This is a genomic window from Paraburkholderia sp. BGA-UO-ETr-F12 (assembly GCF_059567945.1).
In genome coordinates this window covers 1-17,115 of the sequence record NZ_JCAQOZ010000062.1, presented here as the reverse complement: position 1 = coordinate 17,115, position 17,115 = coordinate 1, and the positions used below count along the sequence as shown (strand labels likewise).

Genomic DNA, 17,115 nt, shown 5'->3' with positions numbered 1-17,115 from the left:
CGGTCCGCGCCGCCTGGCGCTGCAAGCGCCACCGCCGGCGGACGAAGCCAGGCTCAGATACCCCAGACGATATCCGCGTTTTCCTTCTTCGCGGCACGCAGCATGTCGAGGAACGGATACGCACGCTGGGCGAGCCCCGGTGGAATTTCGTGATGCTCGTGGCCCTCTTCACCTTCGTGGAAATGGCCATCGTGCTCGGCACGTTCCTGTTTGTCGAAGGTAATCGCCGCTTCGAGTTTGCTGATCGCAACGTCAAGTTCGTCGTGGATGATGACGCCACGCTCGCCGAGGCGCTTGCCGACAATGCCGACGAGGTACTGTGCAAGATTCTCCAGCATCATCACATCCGGGCAGGCCCGGCATTTAAAAGTAATCAGCATGACTGTTCCCTTTTTCGTTATGTTGGATCGACGCGCGTGCCGCCCAAAACTCGCCGCCCGCGCGCTTTGCGTTGGCACGCCGATCAGGCACGGCGGCCACGGCCCTTGGTGGGCATCTCATTGAACATATTAGCACCTGCTAAAATCCGTCTGAACGGAAAAGCGCGCCGCAATGCGCTGTGTACGGCGTTGCGCGGGTGGCCGGCCGGAGCGGTTGGCCAAAATCGCGCGAAACCGCGCACAAGCGCGCCAAGCCTCGCGGCAAGCACGCCGCGCGCCTGACGGCGCTCCGACGTGCCGGCTGCCTACCGGCCGGGGCTTCGCCGCTTTCCACGCTTCTGACGAATCGGCTGCGCGTCGCGCGCGGCCGCCGCTTCTTCCGCATTACCGGATTGCCTCACTGGACTCGCAACAAGCATGCTGCCCGCACATAAACGAACCCTCGAAACACTGCTCGCCGACACGGTGAAGCAGGTCGCTGAAGCAACCCAAGGCGCGACCGAAGCCGCCTTCGTCTCGCCCACGATCACGCTGGAGCGTCCCAAGGTGGCCGCGCACGGCGACGTCGCGTGCAATGTGGCGATGCAACTCGCCAAGCCGTTGCGCGCCAACCCGCGCCAACTGGCCCAGCAGATCGTCGACGCGCTGCTCGCGCAGCCGCAGGCAAAAGGCCTCGTGGACGCCGCCGAAGTGGCCGGCCCCGGCTTCATCAACCTGCGCCTCGCGGCGGCCGCCAAGCAGGCCGTGATCGCTGCCGTATTCGCTGAAAAGGAAGCCTTCGGCCGCTCGCAGCGCGACGCCGGCAAGCACGTGCTGATCGAATTCGTCTCGGCCAACCCGACCGGCCCGCTGCACGTCGGCCACGGCCGCCAGGCCGCGCTCGGCGACGCGCTGTCGAACGTGCTGGCTAGCCAGGGCTATGACGTGCACCGCGAGTTCTACTACAACGACGCCGGCGTGCAGATCCACACGCTCGCCGTGTCGACCCAGGCGCGCGCCCGCGGCCTCGCTCCGGGCGACGAGGGCTGGCCCGCTTCGGCATACAACGGCGAGTACATCGCCGAGATCGCGAAAGATTATCTGAACGGCGTCACCGTAGCCGCGAGCGACGGCGAGCCCGTGACGGGCGCGGGTGACATCGAAAACCTCGACGCGATCCGCCGCTTTGCGGTCGCCTACCTGCGCCGCGAGCAGGATATGGACCTGCAGGCGTTCGGCGTGAAGTTCGACCAGTACTACCTGGAGTCGTCGCTGTACAAGGAAGGCCGGGTCGAGAAAACCGTCGATGCGCTGATCGCCGCCGGCAAGACCTACGAACAGGAAGGCGCGCTGTGGCTGCGCACCACCGACGACGGCGACGACAAAGACCGCGTGATGCGCAAGACCGACGGCACCTACACGTACTTCGTGCCGGACGTCGCGTATCACGTCGCCAAGTGGGAACGCGGCTTCACCAAGGTCATCAACATTCAGGGCTCGGACCACCACGGCACGATCGCGCGGGTGCGCGCCGGCCTGCAAGGCCTCGGCATCGGCATTCCAAAGGGCTATCCCGACTACATCCTGCACAAGATGGTCACGGTCATGCGCAACGGCGAAGAGGTGAAGATCTCCAAGCGCGCCGGCAGCTACGTGACGGTACGCGACCTGATCGAATGGTCGGGCGGCGCCACGCCGGGCTCGGAAGCAGCGATCGATCTGATTGACGAAGAGACGATTCGCCGCGGCCGTGACGCCGTGCGCTTCTTCCTGATTTCGCGCAAAGCGGACACGGAATTCGTGTTCGACATCGACCTCGCGTTGAAACAGAACGACGAGAATCCGGTGCACTATGTGCAGTACGCGCATGCGCGGATCTGCTCGGTCATCGCCGAATGCAAGGCGCGCTATAACACGGACGAAAGCACGCTCGCCCAGCTCGACGTGTCGCCGCTCACCAGCGAACGCGCCATGGCCTTGCTGAACAAGCTCGCCGAGTTCCCGGACATGCTCGAGCACGCCGCCGACGAACTCGCGCCGCACGCGGTCGCGTTCTATCTGCGCGACCTCGCCGGGGAATTCCACTCGTTCTACAATGACAAAGCCGAACGCGTGCTGGTCGACGACGCCGCCGAGCGCAATGCGCGCGTCGCGCTGCTTGCGGCCACGCGCCAGGTGTTGGCCAACGGTCTCGCGACGATCGGCGTCTCTGCTCCCGTCAAGATGTAAGTCCTCCGGCGCAACATGCACGCGGCCGTCGTTATAATCGACGGCCGTTCCAGGATTCTTTTTGCAGGTGATTCATACGATGGCAAAACCACGCCGGACAACAAAGCAATCGCAATCGAAACAAACCGGGGGGACTTTTCTCGGTATCGTGCTGGGCCTGATCGTCGGTCTCGCGATCGCGGTGGTGGTGGCGCTGTATATCACCCGCGCACCTACGCCGTTTGTCTCGAAGGTCGCGCCGCCCGCGGCGCCCGACACCGGCGCGAGCCAGGCGCAGCAATACGACCCGAACCGTCCGCTGCAAGGCAAGACGCCGGGCCAGCCCGTGCCGCAAGCCGCGCAGCCGGCACCGCCGAACACCGCCCCGGGCCAGACCAATTCGCAGACGCAGTCCGGCATGCTGGAAGAACCGCAGATCGTCGAAGTGCCGCCGTCGGCTGACAACGCGAATGGCACGGCAGTCGCGCCGAAACCCGCTCAGGACAACGGCACGGCCACTGCAACGGCGAAGAAACCGCAAGGCTCCAGCGCACCGGCCGCCACCGCGGCAGGCTCGGCGCCGAAGAGCACGGTTGCCAACGCCAAGCCCGGTTCAGGCGCGGCGCCGACACCGGCGCCGGGTGATGCGAATACGGGCTACTTCCTGCAAGTGGGCGCCTACAAGACCTCGGCCGACGCCGAGCAGCAACGTGCGCGTCTCGCCTTCCAGGGCTTCGAGTCAAAGGTCACGCAGCGCGATGCCGGCGGCGTCACTTACTACCGTGTGCGGATCGGCCCGTTCTCGAAGTTTGAAGACATGAATTCGAGCCGTCAGCGTCTGTCCGACGCGGGCGTGGATACCGCCGTCATCCGCTTTACGAAACAATAAGCAGGCAATCAATAAACGGCGATTTTTGCCGGAACGCGCCGCACGCCGAACTCCCGACGTGCGGCGCGTGTCACAAGCACAATCGACAAACACAACGGACTAGAACGTCTGAGCCGACAATGAAAACGGTGACGGGCATTTGCGTGGCGCCACCGCTTTATCGCCTACTTGGGTCAACACAACATGAAAAAACTGCTGAGCATTCTGTTCCTCTCGCTGGGCCTGGTTGCCGCCACGGCGCATGCATCGCCGGCCGCGCCGGTGTCCGGCAAGGACTACACCGTGCTGGCCACGCCGCAGCCTACGGACGTGCCGGCCGGCAAGATCGAAGTCACCGAATTCTTCTGGTACGGCTGCCCGCACTGCAATGAATTCGACCCCTACCTCGAGGCCTGGATCAAGAAGCAAGGTCCGGACGTCGTGTTCAAGCGCGTGCCGGTCGCCTTCCGCGACGACTTCATTCCGCACTCGAAAATGTTCCACGCGCTGGACGCGCTCGGCCTCGCGCAGCAGCTCACGCCGAAAGTCTTCAATGAAATTCACGTCAACAAGGACTACCTGCTGACGCCGGAAGACCAGGCCAAGTTCCTCGCCAAGAACGGCGTCGATCCGAAGAAGTACATGGACGCGTACAACTCGTTCTCGACGCAAAGCGCTTTGCAGAAGGACAAGAAGCTGATGGACGACTACAAGATCGACGGCGTGCCGACGCTGGCCGTGCAGGGCAAGTATGAAACCGGTCCGGCGGCGACCAACAGCCTGCCGGGCACGATTCAGGTGCTCGACTACCTGGTGCAGCAGATTCGCGCCAAGAAGATGTAAAGCCGAGGCGCCGGAATGAGCTCACCCCTGAAGGTTTTCATTACCGGCGCCTCGAGCGGCATCGGCCTCGCGCTCGCCGCCGAATATGCGCGGCGCGGCGCGATTCTCGGCCTGGTTGCCCGCCGCGGCGACGCGCTCGCCGCTTTCCAGCAGTCCCATCCGCAGAATTCCATCTCCACTTATTCCGTCGACGTGCGCGACGCTGAGGCGCTCGCTGAAGCGGCCGCACTGTTCATCGCGCAGCATGGTTTGCCGGACATCGTGATCGCCAATGCCGGCATCAGCCGCGGCGCGGTCACCGGGCACGGCGACCTGCGCACCTTCCGCGAAGTGATGGATATCAACTACTTCGGCATGGTCGCCACCTTCGAGCCGTTCGCCGCCGCCATGGTGGCCGCGAAGAAAGGTACGCTGGTCGGCATTGCCAGCGTGGCCGGAGTGCGGGGCTTGCCGGGCTCGGGTGCGTACAGCGCGTCGAAGTCGGCGGCGCTCAAGTATCTGGAAGCGCTGCGCGTCGAGATGCGCCCTCTGGGCGTCGGCGTGGTCACCATCGCGCCCGGCTATATCCGCACGCCGATGACCGAGCACAACCCGTACGCCATGCCGTTCCTGATGGACGCCGAGCGCTTCGCCATGAAGGCCGCGGGTGCAATCGAGCGGCAAACGTCCTTTGCGGTGTTCCCGTGGCAGATGCGCATTGCGGCCATGCTGTTGCATGTGCTGCCGCGCTGGCTCTACGATCGCGCGTTCGAACGTGCGCCACGCAAGCCCCGCGCCGTCACCGAATAAATCGATCACAGTGCGTCGATATCGACGAAAACGCGCGCGGCGCTTCCTGAGCGCTGACGCCGGCATCCGCTATCCATATGGATATGCGGATTAAATTGTTGTCGTCACAACCACCCTTCGATAAGCTTTCGCGAAGGCCAAAGCGCGCGTGGATGGCACCCGTCAAACCATGCGCAGGCGCCGGAAACGTATCACAATAAAGACGACGGCCAGACCGGTCGCCGCCCGTCAACGGAATACAACCACACAACCAGACGCACTGCCTGACTGCGCTTGTTATGGGAGATCCTATGCGCTTCAAACTGCTCGCAGCCGCCGTACTGTTCACGGCGCCCGCGCTCGTGCTCGCCAAACCGCTGACCGTCTGTACCGAATCGAGCCCCGACGGTTTCGATGTCGTGCAATTCAATTCGCTCGTCACGACCAATGCGTCGGCCGACGTTATCTTCAATTCGCTGGTCTCATACGACGAGGCCGCGAAGAAAGTTGTGCCTTCGCTGGCCGACAAGTGGGACGTGAGCGCCGATGGCCTCACCTACACGTTCCACCTGCGCCCGAACGTGCAGTTCCAGAGCACCGATTACTTCAAGCCCACCCGGCCGCTGAACGCCGACGACGTCGTCTTCACGTTCGACCGCATGCTCAACGACAGCAATCCGTGGCACAAGGTGGCGGGCGCGAGCGGCTTCCCGCACGCCCAATCAATGGGTTTGCCGAAGCTCATCAAGTCGATCAGCAAGGTTGACGACAACACGGTCAAGTTCGAGCTGAACGCCCCGGACGCGACCTTCGTGTCGATCCTGACGATGGGTTTCGCCTCGATCTATTCGGCCGAATACGCCGACCAGTTGCTCAAGGCCGGCAAACAGGTCGACCTGAATGCGAAGCCGATCGGCACCGGCCCGTTCGAGTTGAAGAGCTACACCAAAGACGCGGTGATCCGCTACGACGTGAACCCAACGTACTGGGGCCCGAAACCGAAGATCGATCGCCTGATCTACGCGATCACGCCGGACGCCACGGTGCGCGCGCAAAAGGTGAAAGCCGGCGAATGCCAGATCGCGCTGTCGCCGAAGCCGCAGGATCTCGCCGAAGCAAAGGGCGACAAGTCGCTCGCCATCGTGCAAACACCGGCCTTCATGACCGCCTTCGTCGCGCTGAACACGCAGAAGAAGCCGCTCGACAACCAGAAGGTGCGCGCCGCGCTGAACATGGCGTTCGACCGCACCACTTATCTGAAGGCGATCTTCGACAACACCGCGACGCCGGCCGTCAATCCGTATCCGCCTAACACGTGGAGCTACGACAAGTCCGTGAAGCCGTGGCCATACGATCCGGTGAAGGCCAAGAAACTGCTCGCGGACGCGGGTTATCCGAACGGCTTCGAAACGACGATCTGGGTGCGGCCGAACGGCAGCGTCCTGAACCCGAATCCGAAGGCTGGCGCCGAACTGTTGCAGGCCGACTTCGCGAAGATCGGCGTGAAGGCCGAGGTGAAGGTGATCGAATGGGGCGAGTTGATCAAGCAGGCGAAGCAAGGTCAGCATGACACGCTGTTCATGGGCTGGGCCGGCGACAACGGCGATCCGGACAACTATCTGTCGCCGCTGTTCAGTTGCAACGCGGTTAAGTCGGGTATCAACTTTGCGCGCTTCTGCGATCAGGATCTGGACAAGCTGATCGCCGACGGCAAGGCAACGCCCGATCAGGCCAAACGCGCGAAGGCGTATGAACAGGCGCAACAGATCATCCATGACCAGGCGCTGTGGATTCCGCTGGGTTACCCGACGGCAGCGGCCATCACGCGCACGAATGTGAGCGGCTATCACGTCAGTCCGTTCGGACGGCAGAACTTCGGCGCGGTGGCCGTGCAGTAAGCTTGCGTCACGCCGCTGTAAAGAAAAGCCCCGTTCCAAAGAAAAGCCCGATTGTCATTCGCAATCGGGCTTTTTTATCGACGTGTCAGTCTGCCGACGCGATCACGCCGAGAACCGGATCACTCCATCGGCATCCTGCGTGCGCTTCAACTCGCCCGCGAACCATAGCAGATGCAAGTGCGCCAGCGCCTCGCCCATTGCGAACGTCATCTGATGGATGTCGAGTTGGCGCTTGAACATCAGCGGCACGATGTCCGCGGCGCTCCGCGGCTTCTCCGCACAGGCCTCGCGCACTTCAGCCAGACGCGCGTCGTGGTGCTCACGCAATTGCCTGATACGCGTACGCACGCCACGGAACGGCTTGCCATGCGACGGCAGCACGAGCGTGTCTTCGGGCATCGTCTCGTAGCGGCCGAGCGATTCCAGATACAGCGCGAGCGGCGTGCTTTCCGGCTCCATGGCGAACACCGAAACGTTCGTCGAGATACGCGGCAGCACCATGTCGCCGGAAATCAGCGTGCCGGTCTCTTCGCAATACAGCGCGCAGTGTTCCGGCGAATGGCCGAAGCCGGTCACTACCCGCCACGTCTTGCCGCCGATCTGCACACCGTCGGCTTCACGCAAACGGCGATATTGATCGGGAATCGCCGGCACGAGACTCGCGTAGTAGCTCGTGCGATTGCGCAGCTTCTCGAGCGACGCCTGATCGTTCAGACCATGCCGCGCGAAATGCTCTGCCGCGGCCTCGCCGCCCGCATTCGACCCGTCGCCGGCCGCCATCACGCGGGCCTGCATGTATTCGCCCAGCGTCGTCCACAGGCGCACGTTCCAGCGCTTCTTGTCGCCGCCGCCGCAGATCCAGTGTGCGAGGCCAATGTGATCCGGGTGGCAATGCGTGACGATCACGCGCAGCACCGGCAGGCCGTCGAGCACGGAGTCGAACACCTTCTCCCAATTCTCCCTGATCGCATCCGATGCAATGCCGCAGTCGACGACCGTCCAGCCACGCTGACCGTCGATTTCATCGCGTAGCAGCCACAGATTGATGTGATCGAGGGCGAACGGCAGCGGCATGCGCAGCCAGAACACGCCGGGCGCGACTTCCATCGCATGGCCCGCTTCGGGCATGGTGTCGTTGAACGGGTAGTCGAGTTGATGTTCGAGTGCATTCATTGGGCTTGTCTTCCTCCGTCGGCCGTCCGGCATGGCGAGGTATGCGATGCCGCACAGCGTGGTTGCGGCCCGGCCGGGACAGTCCGGTGCCGTATTGCTCTCTAGTTGCGTTTCGATCAGGTTGACGATAACGTAAACGTCGATTCTATCGTTCAATCCGATTTTCTGCCCGGACACGGGACGCCCCGATGAACACGCAATACACGATCACCGAGCTCGCGCGAGAATTTGACGTCACGCCCCGAGCGATCCGCTTCTATGAAGACCAGGGTTTACTCTCGCCCAGCCGCGAGGGTTCGAGCGGCTTGCGGCGCGTTTATTCGGGTCGCGACCGAACCCGTCTGAAACTCACGCTGCGCGGCAAGCGGCTCGGCTTCACGCTGTCGGAAATCCGCGATCTGCTCGACGTTTACGAATCACCGACCGACACCGTGCCGCAATTGCACGCCTTCCTTGCGACGGTGTCGCGCCATCGCGATGTGCTCGAACGCCAACTTGAAGATCTGAACGCGACGCTCGAAGACCTCGCACAATACGAAGCCCAGGCGCGTGCGCTGCTGGAAAGCGGCACACGCGGAACCCAGTCTGCGTAAGTCGCGACCAGGCGAATTCGACATGAATCACTTCCCCAAACTGCTGTCGTCCCAGATCGGCTTTGACGTCGCCCAGACGATGCTCGAAGGGTTTGATCGGCACTACCGGATTTTCCGCGACGCGGCGATTCATGCCAAAACGCTGTTCGAGGCGGCCGACTGGCACGGTCTGCAAACCCTGGCGCGAGAGCGCATTACCTCATATGACGATCGCGTCGAGGAATGCGTCGAGTTGCTCGAAGACGAATACGACGCCGAGAACATCGACAGCGAAGTGTGGCAGCAGATCAAGCTCCACTACATCGGTCTGCTGACCACGCACCGTCAGCCCGAGTGCGCGGAGACGTTCTTCAATTCGGTGTGCTGCAAGATCCTGCACCGTTCGTATTTCAACAACGACTTCATTTTCGTGCGCCCGGCGATTTCGACCGAGTACATCGAGAACGACGAACCGGCGGCAAAGCCGACTTATCGTGCGTATTACCCCGGCAAGGACGGCCTCGCTGCGACGCTCGAACGCATCGTCACCAACTTCCAGCTGGAGCCGCCGTTCGAGGATCTGACACGCGACGTCGAGTGCGTCATGCAAACGATCCACGACGCGTTCGGCGTGTTCGACGAAGCGGCCAACTTTCAGATTCACGTGCTCTCGTCGCTGTTCTACCGGAACAAGTCGGCATACATCATCGGTCGGATCATCAACGGCGATCTGCTGTTGCCGTTCGCCGTGCCGCTGCGCCATGTGAAACCCGGCGTGCTGGCACTCGATACGGTGCTGCTCAAACGCGATCAGCTGCTGATCATCTTCAGCTTCTCGCACTCGTACTTCCTGGTGGACATGGAAGTGCCCTCGGCTTACGTCGAATTTCTCTGCACGATCATGCCGGGCAAACCGAAGGCGGAAATCTACACGTCGGTGGGTTTGCAGAAGCAGGGCAAGAATCTGTTCTATCGCGATCTGCTGCACCACCTGAAGCATTCGAGCGACCCGTTCATCATCGCGCCCGGCATCAAGGGGCTCGTGATGCTGGTGTTCACGCTGCCCTCGTTTCCGTATGTCTTCAAGCTGATCAAAGACCATTTTCCGCCGCCCAAGGAAACCACGCGCGAGAAGATCAAGGGAAAGTATCAGCTCGTCAAACGGCACGACCGGCTGGGCCGCATGGCCGACACGCTCGAATACTCAAGCGTGGCGCTGCCCATTTCCCGGCTCGACGAAGCGCTGATACGCGAACTCGAGAAGGAAGTGCCGTCCCTGATCGAACACGATGGCGACAACCTCGTGATTCGCCATCTATATATCGAGCGCCGGATGGTGCCGCTCAATCTGTTCCTGCAGAACGGCAGCGACGAGGACGTCGACCACGGCATCAAGGAATACGGCAACGCGATCAAGGAATTGATGCAGGCGAACATCTTCCCAGGCGACATGCTGTACAAGAACTTCGGCGTGACGCGCCACGGCCGCGTCGTGTTCTACGACTACGATGAAATCGAATACCTGACTGACTGCAACGTGCGCGCGGTCCCGGCGCCACGTAACGAGGAAGACGAAATGTCGGGCGAGCCGTGGTACTCGGTCGGCCCGCACGACATTTTCCCGGAGACATACGGCACGTTTTTACTCGGCGACCCACGCGTGCGCCGATCCTTCATGCAGCATCACGCGGACTTTTTCGATCCTGCGCTATGGCAACGGCACAAGGATCATCTTCTGAAAGGCGAACTGCCCGACTTTTTCCCGTACGACAGCAGTGTGCGTTTCTGCATCCGCTATCCGGAACGATTCGCCGATACGGCGTCCGGACACGCGGAGAATCCGGCAGACGAACGCCCAGCGCGGGTGGCTTGAGCCCGGCGCGTCTATCGCGTCTCACGTGCCGCCCGCATCGTCCGAACCTTATACGACATCGACCGGTCAATCGGTCGAGCAACCGCCCAGACTCATCCATGAATACGAACGCTTCTCCCGCTGCCAATCCGCTCGCTCACCTGTTCGACAACAACGACGCGTGGGTGGCCCGCAAGCTGTCCGAAGATCCCGAGTACTTCTCGCGCCTCGCGCATCAGCAGACCCCCGAATATCTGTGGATCGGCTGTTCCGATTCGCGTGTGCCGGCCAATCAGATCATCGGCCTGCCGCCTGGCGAAGTGTTCGTGCACAGAAATATCGCCAACGTGGTGGTGCATACGGATCTGAACTGCCTGTCGGTCATCCAGTTCGCCGTCGATCTGCTGAAGGTCAAGCACATCATGGTGGTGGGCCACTATGGCTGCTCGGGTGTCGCCGCAGCGCTGCATGGCCGGCGCGTGGGCCTCGCGGACAACTGGCTGCATCACGTGCAGGACGTGCGCACCAAGCATGCCGCGCTGATCGAGGATTGGCCGATCGGCGAGGCGCGGCATCGGCGCCTCGTCGAACTGAACGCGATCGAGCAGGTGATGAACGTATGCCGGACCACCATCGTCAACGACGCGTGGGCACGCGGCCAGGAACTCGCCGTGCATGGCTGGGTGTATGGCGTACACGACGGCAAGGTTCGCAACCTGGGGATGACCGTCAACGACCCGGCGGCGCTCGATGCAACCTACAGGAACTGCCTCGCCGCGGTATCGGCCGGCGGCGCGTACAAGGAAGACAGCGACATGGCTGCCGCCGATGCGGCCCAGCTCGGTGACGTGCCGGCCATCGTCGAAGGTGTGATCGAGGAACTCAAACATGAAGGAGGCAAACATGAGTGATACCAAAGCTGATCCGATCGTGATCGTCGGTGTGGCCCGCACGCCCATGGCGGCATTTCAGGGCGATTTCGCTTCGCTCACCGCGCCGCAACTGGGCTCGGTTGCGATCGAGGCCGCCGTGCAACGCGCGGGCCTGAAGCCGGAGCAGATCGACGAAGTAGTCATGGGCTGCGTGCTGCCCGCCGGCCAGGGTCAGGCGCCAGCGCGTCAGGCCGCGCTCGGTGCTGGCTTGCCGCTCGCCACCGGCAGCACCACGGTCAACAAGATGTGCGGCTCCGGCATGCGCGCGGCGATGTTCGCGCATGACATGCTGGCCGCCGGCTCGGTCGACGTAATCGTCGCGGGCGGCATGGAGAGCATGACCAACGCACCTTACCTGTTGCCGAAAGCGCGTAACGGCATGCGCATGGGCCACGGCCAGGTGATCGACCACATGTTCTACGACGGCCTCGAAGACGCGTATGAAAAAGGCCGTTTGATGGGCACCTTCGCCGAAGAATGCGCGGCGTCGTTCGACTTCACGCGCGAAGCGCAGGACGCGTTCGCCGTCGAGTCCCTGAATCGGGCAAAGCGCGCGAATGAAGACGGTTCGTTCACGTGGGAAATCGCGCCGGTGAAGGTGGAAAGCCGCAAGGGTGACGTGACCATCGACCACGACGAGCAGCCGTTCAAAGCGAACCTCGACAAGATTCCAACGCTCAAGCCCGCGTTCAGCAAAAACGGCACGGTCACGGCGGCGAACTCATCGTCGATTTCCGACGGTGCGGCAGCGCTCGTGATGATGCGCGAATCGACCGCGAAACGTCTCGGTGTCGAGCCGCTTGCTCGCGTGGTCGGCCACGCCACCTTCGCGCAGGAACCGGCCAAGTTCACCACCGCGCCGGTCGGTGCGATTCGCAAGCTGTTCGAGAAGAACGGCTGGCGCGCCGACGAGGTGGATCTGTACGAAATCAACGAAGCCTTCGCGGTGGTCACGATGGCGGCGATGAAGGAACACCGTCTGCCGCACGACAAGGTCAACGTGAACGGCGGCGCCTGCGCGCTCGGCCACCCGATCGGCGCATCGGGCGCGCGGATTCTCGTCACGCTGATCGGCGCGTTGAGACAGCGCGGCGGCAAGCGCGGCGTCGCGACGCTGTGCATCGGCGGCGGCGAAGCGACCGCGATGGGTATCGAACTGGTTTGACGCGCCGTTTGCCGGCGTTCTGAAGCTTGAGGTGATTCGATGAAGACAGTGTTGATCGTGGGTGCGTCGCGCGGCATCGGTCAGGAGTTTGTGCGGCAATACAGGAAAAGCGGCTGGCGCGTACTCGCCACCGCGCGCGACGGCGCCGCGCTCGACGCGCTGAAGACGCTCGGCGCGGAGACCTTCTCACTCGACGTCACCGAGCCCGAGGAAATCGGCGCGCTCGGCTGGCGGCTCGACGGCGAACGGCTCGACGCGGCGGTCGTAGTGTCGGGCGTGTTCGGACCGCACACCGAGGACATCGAAACCATCACGGCTGAAGACTTCGATCTGGTCATGCACACCAATGTGCGCGGTCCGATGCAGCTGATGCCGATCCTGCTGCCGCTCGTCGAAGAAGCCGGCGGCGTGTTCGCGGTGATTTCGAGCAAGATGGGCAGCATCAGCGACGCAAGCGGCACGACCGGCTGGCTGTATCGGGCGAGTAAGGCGGCGCTCAACGACGCGCTGAAAGTCGCCTCGCTCACTACCACACGCGCCACGTGTATTTCGCTGCACCCGGGTTGGGTGCGCACCGACATGGGCGGCGCGCAGGCGGCGATCGATCCTGCGCGCAGCGTGACCGGCATGCGCGAAGTGCTCGCACAGGCTGCCGCCGCGCACGACGCGTTCAACGGCCGCTTCTATCAATATGACGGCACGGCGCTCGACTGGTGAGAAGACACCTGGAGAGACTAAAAAGGAGACCGAGCCATGGTGCTTGATCAGGATCACCAGATGATCCGCGACGCGGTACGCACGTTCGTCCGCGAAGCGGTCACCCCGCACGCGGCGCAATGGGACCGCGAGCGTATTTTTCCGAAAGAGGTGCATCGCCAGCTCGCCGAACTCGGCGCGTACGGCGTGCTGGTGCCCGAGGCGTATGGCGGCGCCGGCATGGACGCGCTGGCGCTCGCGTTGATCCTCGAAGAAATCGCGGCTGGCGACGGCGGTACCTCGACCGCGATTTCCGTCAACAATTGCCCGGTGTGCAGCATTCTGCTGACCTATGGCAACGACACGCAGAAACGCGATTGGCTCACGCCGCTCGCGCGCGGTGAGATGCTCGGCGCGTTTTGCCTGACCGAACCGCAAGCGGGCTCGGACGCATCCGCGCTGCGCACCACCGCGACACGCGACGGCGACAGCTACGTGCTGAACGGTGTCAAACAGTTCATCACGAGCGGCAAGAACGGCGACGTTGCGATCGTCATGGCCGTGACCGACAAGGCGGCGGGCAAGCGTGGCATCAGCGCGTTTATCGTGCCGACCGACACGAAGGGATACGTCGTTGCTCGAGTCGAGGAAAAGCTCGGCCAGCATTCGTCAGACACGGCGCAGATTATTTTTGAGGACTGCCGCGTACCGGCCGCGAATCTGATTGGCGCGGAAGGCGAAGGCTATCGGATTGCGCTATCGGGGCTCGAAGGCGGACGGATCGGAATCGCGGCGCAGAGCGTCGGGATGGCGCGTGCCGCGTTCGAGGCGGCATTGGGCTACGCGAAGGAACGCGAGAGCTTTGGCCAGCCGCTGTTTTCGCACCAGGCCGTGCAGTTCCATCTCGCCGATATGGCGACGCAACTCGAAGCCGCCCGCCAGTTGATCTGGCACGCGGCGTCGCTAAAGGACGCAGGCCAGCCCTGTCTGACCGAGGCCGCGATGGCGAAGCTGTTCGCCTCGGAAGCCGCCGAGCGCATCTGCTCGGCGGCCTTGCAGATCCATGGCGGCTACGGTTATCTGAACGACTTCCCGGTCGAGCGCATCTACCGCGATGTGCGCGTGTGCCAGATTTACGAAGGCACCAGTGACATCCAGAAAATCCTGATCGCGCGCGGTCTTGCCTGAACGTCTGATGATCAAGCCATTGTTGTCGATGCAACGACCTTCCGACTGCCCATGCGGCGGCGCCGCGCCCGATCAGCGCAGCGGCGCCAAACCGCCCCGCTTCGCGCAATGTTGCGGCCGCTATATCGATGGCGGCGAAACCGCGCCGCGCGCGCTCGAACTGATGCGCTCGCGTTACAGCGCATATGTTGTGGGCGCAACGGATTACCTGCGGGCGACCTGGGCACCGCACACCTGCCCCGCGGAACTCGACGCCGACCCTGCTGCCCCCGACGCACCGCGTTGGCTCGGACTGCAGATCAAGGCCTTCACCGAAACCGACACCCAGCATGCAACCGTTGAATTCGTCGCACGATACAAGGTCGGCGGCCGCGCTCACCGGCTGCACGAACTGAGCCGCTTTGTCCGCGGCGACGACGGACGCTGGCGCTATGTCGACGGTGACGTCAATGAATAAGCCGCGCCTTACCTGCCCTTACACGAGGCAATGACGCAGAGAGCGTCGTGATTACATGTGGCCCTCTAACGAGGGCTTTTTTTCGTGTTGGCCCGACGCCACAGCGCGTATGTTGCAGCACATTACTTCGCACAGCCACGCAGCGTCCGCGAGGCGGCTTTGCTGCGCCGCCAAGGCGAAAGGACCCTGCTCCGCAGACGGCAATTTTTGCGCCACGGGTTCTCCTTGATTGCACAAAACAAAATTGTCGTGCCAGGATGGGGCCGTAGGTTTGTGACGTCACATTGCGAGAACAGGTGCATACCGAATCCGCAAAATGCGCAGACTCCAGCCGATAGCCCACCAGTAAGGGTTCGACGGCGGTTTCAGGCGGCATGTGTGGCGCTCATCATCGGCGCGTGGGGTCGCGTCAGCCGTTTGGGTTCATCCCGTGCGATCTCGATCAGCGTGCGTGCGCGTAGCGCACTACGTACGCGAGTGTGTTTTTGTTTGTCGAAAACGCCGATGAAAGGCAACTGTCAGCGATGACATTCGACGGACAAGGCATCACGGTGTTCTGGGCAGGTTTTTGAGGCAGGTGCGTCAATGGTGTTCAGCAAGGTTCTGACGAAGTGTGCGGTGACGTGTGCAACGGCGATATGCGCTGTCGCGCTCGCGCATGCCGACCCGCTTGACGACACCCAGGCAGGGCCTCTCACCCGCGCGCACGTGCCGCGCATCGCGCTCGACGACGACGTCTATTTGCCCACCGCCGGTCTCAACGAACAGATCATCCGCGTGCCGGTCGACGCTGCCGGCAGCATCACGCTCGAAACGACGATCTACAAGCCGGACGGCCCGGGTCCGTTTCCGATGATCGTTTTCAATCACGGCAAGATTCCTGGCGACCCGCGCACGCAGGAGCGCAGCGACCCGCTGCCGTTCGCGCGTGAATTCGTGCGTCGCGGCTATGTGGTGGTGGCGCCGAACCGCCAGGGCTTCGGCCATTCCGGCGGCACTTATCAGCAGGACGGTTGCGACGTCGAGCGCAACGGTATCGACCAGGCTGGCGACGTCGCCGCGACGATCAACTACATGTCGAAGCAGCCTTACGTTGACGCCACGCACATCGTGGTGGCCGGCACTTCGCACGGCGGTCTGGCGACGATCGCTTACGGGCCTGACGCTGCACCGGGCGTGCGGGCGCTGATCAATTTCTCGGGTGGTTTGCGGCAGGACGCATGCGCTGACTGGCAGGGCAACCTGACGCGCGCGTTCGGCGCGTATGGCGAGAAAACGAAGGTGCCTTCGCTGTGGTTGTACGGCGATAACGATTCGGTGTGGACCGCGCCGCTGGTGGCCGGCATGTACGCCGCGTATGCCGCGCACGGTGCGAGCGCGAAGATGGTGGATTTCGGCAACTACAAGAATGACGCGCATCGGCTCGTGGGCGATCGTGATGGCGTGCATGTGTGGTGGCCTGCGGTCGAGGCTTTCCTTGCCAGGGTGGGGATGCCTACCGGCGTGCAGTATCGCGTGGCGGATCCTTCCATGCCTAAGGCGAGTGGGTTTGCTGCTGTCGATGCGGTCGATTCCGTGCCGTATGTCGATGAAGCTGGCCGGAATGGGTATCGGAATTTCCTGCATCAGTATCCTAGCCGGGCTTTTGCTGTGTCGGATACCGGTGCGTGGTCGTGGGCCGAAGGGGGCGATGATCCGATGACGGTGGCGATTGCTAATTGCCAGAAGCAGAGTTCGGCGCCATGCCGGTTGTATGCGGTTAATAACTCCGTTGTTTGGGGAGGGGCTGGGTCTTCGCAGACGGCGGATTCTGCTGGTGGGCAGGGGGCTATTGCTAGCCGGAATTGAGGGTTAAGGGGTGGGGCCTGCTCGGCCGGTTTGTTGTTGATCTGGATTTTGGGCGTTGCCTTGCTGTGTTTGTGGTTTGTTTTGGCGTTGCCTTTCTGGTCTTTTGGCCTTTCCTTGCTGTGTTAGTGGTCTATTAGCTGTATTAGCCTGGACTCGATCTGACAGGTAGTCGGGAAACGAAGTAACGAAGCCGATCAGTGAGGGATCAGTTTCTCCCTGGCAAGATCAAGGGAGTCGAGAAACGTACGCATGGGCGTCTTGCCATAGCACCATCGTCCTTGATGTTCG

Annotated in this window: 15 protein-coding genes; 13 read left to right on the top strand and 2 right to left on the bottom strand. The window is 62.6% G+C overall.

The features are described from left to right. Positions 1 to 53: 53 nt before the first annotated feature. A complete protein-coding gene (locus tag AC57B6_RS30075) occupies positions 54 to 380 on the bottom strand; it encodes a DUF1840 domain-containing protein (protein ID WP_035519500.1) in 327 nt (108 codons plus the stop codon). A gap of 417 nt (positions 381 to 797) precedes the next feature. Here AC57B6_RS30075 and argS point away from each other — a divergent pair, with 417 nt between their 5' ends. The 5 genes from argS (at position 798) to AC57B6_RS30050 (ending at position 6,944) form a co-directional block, all read left to right on the top strand. Next, positions 798 to 2,588: an arginine--tRNA ligase gene (argS, locus tag AC57B6_RS30070; protein WP_028198974.1), complete on the top strand. Its 1,791-nt coding sequence runs from the start codon at positions 798 to 800 to the stop codon at positions 2,586 to 2,588. Between the two features lie 61 nt (positions 2,589 to 2,649). Next, positions 2,650 to 3,456, top strand: coding sequence for an SPOR domain-containing protein (locus AC57B6_RS30065; RefSeq protein WP_496422709.1), 807 nt, complete (start codon positions 2,650 to 2,652; stop codon positions 3,454 to 3,456). Positions 3,457 to 3,639: 183 nt separating this feature from the next. Then, a complete protein-coding gene (locus AC57B6_RS30060) occupies positions 3,640 to 4,278 on the top strand; it encodes a thiol:disulfide interchange protein DsbA/DsbL (RefSeq protein WP_028198972.1) in 639 nt (212 codons plus the stop codon). Positions 4,279 to 4,293: 15 nt separating this feature from the next. Continuing rightward, the gene (locus AC57B6_RS30055; RefSeq protein WP_496422708.1) at positions 4,294 to 5,067 is read left to right on the top strand and encodes an SDR family oxidoreductase; all 774 of its coding nucleotides are present in this window, start codon (positions 4,294 to 4,296) and stop codon (positions 5,065 to 5,067) included. A 290-nt stretch (positions 5,068 to 5,357) separates the two neighbouring features. After that, positions 5,358 to 6,944 carry an ABC transporter substrate-binding protein gene (locus AC57B6_RS30050; protein WP_028198970.1) on the top strand — a complete coding sequence of 529 codons (1,587 nt, stop codon included), beginning with the start codon at positions 5,358 to 5,360 and terminating at the stop codon, positions 6,942 to 6,944. Positions 6,945 to 7,046: 102 nt separating this feature from the next. On the opposite strand, the gene AC57B6_RS30045 is transcribed toward AC57B6_RS30050, so the two are convergent. Further along, positions 7,047 to 8,117, bottom strand: coding sequence for an MBL fold metallo-hydrolase (locus AC57B6_RS30045; RefSeq protein ID WP_106352066.1), 1,071 nt, complete (start codon positions 8,115 to 8,117; stop codon positions 7,047 to 7,049). 188 nt (positions 8,118 to 8,305) lie between these two features. Between AC57B6_RS30045 and AC57B6_RS30040 the strand changes: the two genes are divergently transcribed. The 8 genes from AC57B6_RS30040 to AC57B6_RS30005 all read left to right on the top strand — a co-directional run bounded on the left by AC57B6_RS30040 (position 8,306) and on the right by AC57B6_RS30005 (position 16,827). Then, entirely contained in the window at positions 8,306 to 8,710 is a 405-nt protein-coding gene (locus AC57B6_RS30040) for a MerR family transcriptional regulator (protein ID WP_028198968.1), read from the top strand. 22 nt (positions 8,711 to 8,732) lie between these two features. Continuing rightward, complete coding sequence (gene aceK / locus AC57B6_RS30035; protein ID WP_144194720.1) at positions 8,733 to 10,562, top strand: bifunctional isocitrate dehydrogenase kinase/phosphatase; 1,830 nt, start codon at positions 8,733 to 8,735, stop codon at positions 10,560 to 10,562. 98 nt (positions 10,563 to 10,660) lie between these two features. Further along, positions 10,661 to 11,452: a carbonate dehydratase gene (gene can, locus AC57B6_RS30030; RefSeq protein ID WP_496422707.1), complete on the top strand. Its 792-nt coding sequence runs from the start codon at positions 10,661 to 10,663 to the stop codon at positions 11,450 to 11,452. Next, positions 11,430 to 12,638, top strand: coding sequence for an acetyl-CoA C-acetyltransferase (locus AC57B6_RS30025; RefSeq protein WP_208647800.1), 1,209 nt, complete (start codon positions 11,430 to 11,432; stop codon positions 12,636 to 12,638). Before can ends, AC57B6_RS30025 begins: the two co-directional genes overlap by 23 nt. Before the next feature lie 39 nt (positions 12,639 to 12,677). Continuing rightward, positions 12,678 to 13,355: an SDR family oxidoreductase gene (locus tag AC57B6_RS30020; protein ID WP_496422706.1), complete on the top strand. Its 678-nt coding sequence runs from the start codon at positions 12,678 to 12,680 to the stop codon at positions 13,353 to 13,355. Positions 13,356 to 13,391: 36 nt separating this feature from the next. Next, complete coding sequence (locus AC57B6_RS30015) at positions 13,392 to 14,522, top strand: acyl-CoA dehydrogenase family protein (RefSeq protein WP_496422705.1); 1,131 nt, start codon at positions 13,392 to 13,394, stop codon at positions 14,520 to 14,522. A gap of 7 nt (positions 14,523 to 14,529) precedes the next feature. Beyond that, a complete protein-coding gene (locus AC57B6_RS30010) occupies positions 14,530 to 14,979 on the top strand; it encodes a YchJ family protein (RefSeq protein WP_028198962.1) in 450 nt (149 codons plus the stop codon). Positions 14,980 to 15,564: 585 nt separating this feature from the next. Then, complete coding sequence (locus tag AC57B6_RS30005; protein WP_028198961.1) at positions 15,565 to 16,827, top strand: dienelactone hydrolase family protein; 1,263 nt, start codon at positions 15,565 to 15,567, stop codon at positions 16,825 to 16,827. Positions 16,828 to 17,115: the final 288 nt, after the last annotated feature.